Origin of the sequence: Pseudomonas sp. NPDC098740 (genome assembly GCF_044760065.1) — a bacterium.
Taxonomy (GTDB): Bacteria; Pseudomonadota; Gammaproteobacteria; order Pseudomonadales; family Pseudomonadaceae; genus Aquipseudomonas; species Aquipseudomonas rossensis.
Genome location: NZ_JBIWAM010000045.1, coordinates 1 through 5114, shown reverse-complemented (window position 1 = coordinate 5114; position 5114 = coordinate 1). Strand labels below are relative to the sequence as shown.

Here is a 5114-nt window from a genome sequence, read left to right as displayed (position 1 = left end):
AGTTCAAGCGTGACGTGGTGATCGACCTGGTCTGCTACCGTCGTCGTGGCCACAACGAGGCCGACGAGCCAAGCGGCACCCAGCCAATCATGTATCAGCAGATCACCAAACAGCGCACCACCCGTGAGCTGTATGCCGATCGTCTGACTCAGGGCGGTGTGCTGGACGCAGAGCGTGTTCAGGCGAAAGTCGACGAATACCGCAATGCGCTGGACAACGGTCTGCATGTTGTAAAAAGCCTGGTCAAAGAGCCGAACAAAGAGTTGTTCGTGGACTGGCGTCCGTATCTGGGCCATGCCTGGACCGCGCGTCACGACACTCGCTTCGATCTGAAAACCTTGCAGGAACTGTCCGCCAAGCTGCTGGAAATTCCGGAAGGCTTCGTGGTTCAGCGCCAGGTCTCGAAAATCTACGAAGACCGTCAGAAAATGCAAGCCGGCGGCCTGCCGATCAACTGGGGTTACGCCGAAACCATGGCGTACGCGACCCTGGCGTTCGAAGGTCACCCGATTCGCATGACGGGTCAGGACATCGGTCGCGGTACGTTCTCGCACCGTCACGCTGTCTTGCACAACCAGAAAGACGCGGGTACCTACGTCCCGCTGCAAAACCTGTACAAGGGCCAGCCACGTTTCGACCTGTACGATTCGTTCCTGTCCGAAGAAGCCGTGCTGGCGTTCGAATACGGTTACTCGACCACCACGCCTGAGGCGCTGGTGATCTGGGAAGCCCAATTCGGCGACTTCGCCAACGGTGCCCAAGTGGTTATCGACCAGTTCATCACCAGTGGCGAGCACAAGTGGGGCCGTCTCTGCGGTCTGACCATGCTGCTGCCGCACGGTTATGAAGGTCAGGGTCCGGAGCACTCTTCGGCTCGACTGGAGCGTTACCTGCAGCTGTGCGCCGAGCACAACATTCAGGTTGCCGTCCCGACTACACCGGCTCAGATCTACCACTTGCTGCGTCGTCAGGTGATTCGCCCGCTGCGCAAGCCATTGATAGTCCTGACGCCGAAGTCGCTGCTGCGTCATAAACTGGCCATCTCGACTCTGGAAGATCTGGCCGAAGGTTCGTTCCAGACCGTTATCCCGGAAATCGATGTTCAAGACCCGAAAAAGGTCGAGCGCGTTGTTCTGTGTAGCGGCAAGGTCTACTACGACCTGCTGGAAAAACGCCGTGCCGAAGGTCGTGATGACATCGCCATCGTGCGTATCGAGCAGCTGTACCCATTCCCTGAGGACGACTTGAACGAAGTCCTGGCTCCGTACACCAACCTCAAACATATCGTTTGGTGTCAGGAAGAGCCGATGAACCAGGGTGCCTGGTACTGCAGCCAACACCACATGCGTCGCATCGTTGGCAATCACAACAAAGCACTCTTTCTCGAGTACGCCGGTCGTGATGCTTCTGCTGCACCTGCTTGTGGTTATGCATCGATGCACGCTGAGCAGCAGGAAAAACTGCTGCAAGACGCCTTTACTGTTTAACGCCTTCGCGCACCTGAAACCGAATTTAAGGACCCACAGATAATGGCTATCGAAATCAAAGCCCCCACTTTCCCGGAATCGGTTGCCGATGGCACCGTTGCCACCTGGCACAAAAAGCCGGGCGACGCCGTCAAGCGCGATGACCTGATCGTCGACATCGAAACTGACAAAGTCGTATTGGAAGTGTTGGCCACCGCTGATGGCGTGCTGGGCGCTATCGTCAAGAACGAAGGCGACACCGTTCTGTCCGACGAAGTCCTGGGCTCCATCGAAGCGGGCGGCGCTGCTGCCGCTCCAGCTGCTGCCGCTGCTCCGGCCGCTGCACAAGCTGCTGCGCCAGCCGCTGAAGGCGAAGATGATCCTGTTGCTGCACCGGCTGCTCGCAAGCTGGCTGAAGAAAACGGTATCAACATCGCTTCCGTTGCCGGCACTGGCAAAGGCGGTCGTGTGACCAAGGAAGACGTTGTTGCCGCTGTAGCTGCCAAGAAAGCCGCTCCGGCTGCCGCGCCTGCCAAGGCTGCTGCTCCTGCCGCTGCTGCTCCAGTGTTCGCTGCCGGCGATCGCATCGAGAAGCGCGTACCGATGACCCGCGTGCGGGCCACCGTCGCCAAGCGTCTGGTTGAAGCTCAATCGAACATGGCGATGCTGACCACTTTCAACGAAGTCGACATGACCGAAGTCATGGCGCTGCGTTCGAAGTACAAGGACCTGTTCGAGAAGTCCCACAACGGCGTGCGCCTGGGCTTCATGTCGTTCTTCGTCAAGGCTGCCACCGAAGCACTGAAACGCTTCCCGGCTGTCAACGCGTCGATCGACGGTGCTGACATCGTTTACCACGGCTATGCCGACGTCGGTGTCGCTGTTTCCAGCGACCGCGGTCTGGTTGTGCCGGTGCTGCGTAACGCCGAACTGATGAGCCTGGCTGAAATCGAAGGCGGCATCGCCACCTTCGGCAAGAAGGCTCGTGACGGCAAGCTGTCGATGGACGAGATGACCGGCGGTACGTTCACCATCACCAACGGTGGTACTTTCGGTTCGATGATGTCGACCCCGATCGTCAACCCGCCGCAAGCGGCCATCCTGGGCATGCACAACATTCTGCAGCGTCCTATGGCGATCAACGGTCAGGTTGTCATCCGTCCGATGATGTACCTCGCTCTGTCCTACGATCACCGTCTGATCGATGGCAAAGAAGCTGTGACCTTCCTGGTTACCATCAAGAACCTGCTGGAAGACCCGGCTCGTTTGCTGCTGGATATCTGATTTCGTTGCACGGGCCGTCCAGTGATGGGCGGCTCTTCTGTAATGACCAGCTTCGTCCCACGACGGTCCCCAAAAGGGGCCGTCCGGTTTGATTCGAGAAGGAATGACACATGACTCAGAAATTCGACGTGGTAGTGATTGGCGCGGGCCCTGGCGGCTACGTGGCTGCCATTAAAGCAGCGCAACTGGGCCTCTCCACTGCCTGCATCGAGAAATACACCGACAAGGAAGGCAAACTGGCCCTCGGCGGTACTTGCCTGAACGTCGGCTGCATTCCATCCAAGGCGCTGCTGGACAGCTCCTGGAAATACAAGGAAGCCAAAGAAGGCTTCGCGATCCACGGTATCAATCACGCTGGCGTGACCATGGACGTGGCGGCAATGGTTGGCCGTAAAGCCAACATCGTCAAAGGCCTGACCTCTGGCGTTGCCACCCTGTTCAAGGCGAACGGCGTCACTTCCCTGCAAGGCCACGGCAAGCTGCTGGCCGGCAAGAAAGTCGAGCTGACCAAGCCAGACGGCACCGTCGAAATCATCGAAGCCGAGAACGTGATTCTGGCTTCGGGCTCGCGTCCGATCGACATTCCACCGGCTCCGGTTGACCAGAACGTAATCGTCGATTCGACCGGCGCACTGGAATTCCAATCCGTACCCAAGCGTCTGGGCGTGATCGGCGCTGGCGTGATCGGTCTGGAACTGGGTTCGGTCTGGTCCCGTCTGGGTTCCGAAGTGGTTGTTCTGGAAGCCCTGGAGAAGTTCCTGCCAGCGGCTGACGACGCCGTTTCCAAAGAAGCCTACAAGACCCTGACCAAACAAGGTCTGGACATCAAGCTGGGCGCTCGCGTCACCGGTTCCAAAGTGAACGGCAACGAAGTTGTCGTGAACTACACCGATGCCAATGGCGAACAGAACATCACGTTCGACAAGCTGATCGTTGCCGTTGGTCGCCGTCCAGTGACCACCGAACTGCTGGCATCTGACAGCGGTGTGAACATCGACGAGCGCGGTTTCGTTTTCGTTGACGACCAGTGCGCGACCAGCGTACCGGGCGTTTACGCGATCGGCGACGTGGTTCGCGGCATGATGCTGGCGCACAAGGCGTCCGAAGAAGGCATCATGGTTGTAGAGCGCATCAAGGGCCACAAAGCCCAAATCAACTATGACCTGATCCCGTCTGTTATTTATACTCACCCGGAAATCGCGTGGGTCGGCAAAACCGAGCAGACCTTGAAAGCTGAAGGCGTTGAAGTTAACGTCGGCACTTTCCCGTTCGCAGCCAGTGGCCGTGCCATGGCAGCCAACGATACCGGCGGTTTCGTGAAAGTCATTGCTGATGCCAAGACTGACCGCGTATTGGGCGTCCACGTGATTGGCCCGAGCGCTGCAGAACTGGTTCAGCAGGGCGCGATCGGCATGGAATTCGGCACCAGCGCGGAAGACCTGGGCATGATGGTTTTCTCCCATCCGACCCTGTCCGAAGCCTTGCACGAAGCAGCTTTGGCTGTGAATGGCGGCGCCATTCACATCGCCAACCGCAAGAAGCGTTAAGACAAGACAATAAGAAACCACGGCGGAAGGCCCGTCGTGAGCCTTGCGTGCAAGACTCACCGCGGAATGTCCGCCGGACGCAGCCTTGCGTAGTCTCACCGGTTATCCGGAACACCTACGCAAGCAGCAGTCACAGGTGGTGCGGCACTTGAACAAGTGCAGCACCGAATGCGCAGTACCTAACGAAGACGGTAATTAGCATGAATCTTCACGAGTATCAGGGTAAGCAGCTGTTCGCTGAATACGGGCTGCCAGTATCCCAGGGTTTCGCCGTAGACACCCCGGAAGCAGCAGCAGAAGCGTGCGACAAAATCGGCGGGACCGAATGGGTTGTCAAAGCCCAGGTTCACGCAGGTGGTCGCGGTAAAGCGGGCGGCGTCAAGCTGGTTCGCAGCAAAGAAGACGCCAAAGCATTCGCTCAACAGTGGTTGGGCAAGCGTCTGGTGACTTACCAGACTGATGCCAATGGTCAGCCAGTCACCAAGATCCTGGTTGAATCGTGCACTGATATCGCTAAAGAGCTGTACCTGGGCGCTGTCGTTGACCGTTCGAGCCGTCGCATCGTGTTCATGGCTTCCACCGAAGGTGGCGTGGACATCGAGAAAATCGCTCACGACACCCCTGAGAAAATCCTCAAGGCTACTATCGATCCACTGGTTGGCGCTCAGCCATTCCAGGGTCGCGAGCTGGCATTCCAGCTGGGCCTGGAAGGCAAGCAAGTTGCTCAGTTCGCCAAGATCTTCGTAGGTCTGGCCAAGCTGTTCAAGGATCACGACCTGGCTCTGCTGGAAGTGAACCCGCTGGTGATCAAGGCTGA

The 5114-nt window shown here is 58.1% G+C and carries 4 protein-coding genes; all 4 read left to right on the top strand.

Features of this window, described 5'->3' with window-relative positions; genetic code table 11:
- A partial coding sequence (locus ACIQU2_RS28520; RefSeq protein WP_403145879.1) for a 2-oxoglutarate dehydrogenase E1 component occupies positions 1-1487 on the top strand: 1487 nt, incomplete at its 5' end.
- 42 nt (positions 1488-1529) lie between these two features.
- Positions 1530-2750, top strand: coding sequence for a 2-oxoglutarate dehydrogenase complex dihydrolipoyllysine-residue succinyltransferase (odhB, locus tag ACIQU2_RS28515; RefSeq protein WP_010456848.1), 1221 nt, complete (start codon positions 1530-1532; stop codon positions 2748-2750).
- 110 nt (positions 2751-2860) lie between these two features.
- Positions 2861-4297, top strand: coding sequence for a dihydrolipoyl dehydrogenase (gene lpdA, locus ACIQU2_RS28510; RefSeq protein ID WP_403145877.1), 1437 nt, complete (start codon positions 2861-2863; stop codon positions 4295-4297).
- Positions 4298-4497: 200 nt separating this feature from the next.
- Positions 4498-5114 (top strand): ATP-grasp domain-containing protein (locus ACIQU2_RS28505; RefSeq protein WP_403145875.1); only part of this gene is annotated, 617 nt, incomplete at its 3' end.

What these genes read in the sequence shown, in the direction of transcription:
- odhB (WP_010456848.1), top strand. Translation starts at nt 1,530, where the DNA reads ATGGCTATCGAAATCAAAGCCCCCACTTTCCCGGAATCGGTTGCCGAT.
- lpdA (WP_403145877.1), top strand. Translation starts at nt 2,861, where the DNA reads ATGACTCAGAAATTCGACGTGGTAGTGATTGGCGCGGGCCCTGGCGGC.